At 27.3% G+C, this 888-nt stretch carries 3 protein-coding genes; all 3 read left to right on the top strand.

Annotated elements, in window-relative coordinates; genetic code table 11:
• A partial coding sequence (locus CHU92_RS15935; RefSeq protein ID WP_207759776.1) for a hypothetical protein occupies nucleotides 1–181 on the top strand: 181 nt, incomplete at its 5' end.
• 1 nt (nucleotide 182) lies between these two features.
• Nucleotides 183–404, top strand: a complete 222-nt coding sequence (locus tag CHU92_RS00105) for a hypothetical protein (RefSeq protein WP_094411394.1) — start codon at nucleotides 183–185, stop codon at nucleotides 402–404.
• Between the two features lie 45 nt (nucleotides 405–449).
• Nucleotides 450–860 carry a hypothetical protein gene (locus CHU92_RS00100; protein WP_094411393.1) on the top strand — a complete coding sequence of 137 codons (411 nt, stop codon included), beginning with the start codon at nucleotides 450–452 and terminating at the stop codon, nucleotides 858–860.
• Nucleotides 861–888: the final 28 nt, after the last annotated feature.

Below are 888 nucleotides of genomic sequence, written 5' to 3'. Positions count from 1 at the left end.
GAACATTTGTGCTAAAATTCCCGCCCTTCGCCAAGCCGCAAAACGTTGTATGAAACCATTGACCAACATTACGTATAAAAATAACGTAAAATTGAAAATAGGAAACAAAAATAACGTTCTGTATAGCCTTGAAGCGGAATTAAAACTGTCGAGGAAATTGTTTAATTTTATAACATATTAAGATGAAAAAAGTATTTTTTATTATGGCACTTACACTTTTATGCTCAACTTCAAGTTTTGCTAAATGTGGTTCCATTAATCTTGGTTTTGTTACTATCATTACTGGTACAACTTGGGTGGAACAAACTACTTGGGTTGATAATGGTACAACTTTTGTACAAGTTACAGAATTAGTAGAAGTACCTTGTAGTGCTGGTAACAGATGGCAATGGTTCTGGGAGTAATTAACAATATAGGGGCTTAAATGCCCCTATTTAAAATCTAATAAAATGAAAAATATATTTGTATTAATATTATTACTGTCATCAAATCAGTTCTTTTCACAAAAGATTAAGATTCAACTAACTGATAAGGATAATATACCTGTTGAAAATGCTCAAATATTTTCTGACTCAACAATAATTGACAAAACAAATAGTAAAGGTTTTTTTAGTGTAAATACTAAAAAATATGACAAGATAATTATCGTTAAAGAGGATTATTATGACACAATTATTAGTCTTGAAAAAATGACTAATAAAATTCAAATCAGAAAAATTAAAGCTATATTGTTGGAGGAAGTCATTGTAACAAATTTTAAAGTAGAAAATATATTGGATAGTGTTTACAAAAACATAAAGACTTTAAAAAATATTTCGTTTACATCAAATCTACATTTTTATAATATAGAAGTGGTTTAAACTTTTATTTTATTAAATTTCTTTAGTG

This window comes from Flavobacterium cyanobacteriorum, assembly GCF_002251835.1.
GTDB classification, from domain to species: domain Bacteria; phylum Bacteroidota; class Bacteroidia; order Flavobacteriales; family Flavobacteriaceae; genus Flavobacterium; species Flavobacterium cyanobacteriorum.
This window is presented reverse-complemented; position numbering and strand designations above follow the sequence as displayed.

Excerpts from the sequence above, each read along its gene's own strand:
- CHU92_RS00105 (WP_094411394.1), top strand. The coding sequence starts at position 183 with ATGAAAAAAGTATTTTTTATTATGGCACTTACACTTTTATGCTCAACT.
- CHU92_RS00100 (WP_094411393.1), top strand. The coding sequence starts at position 450 with ATGAAAAATATATTTGTATTAATATTATTACTGTCATCAAATCAGTTC.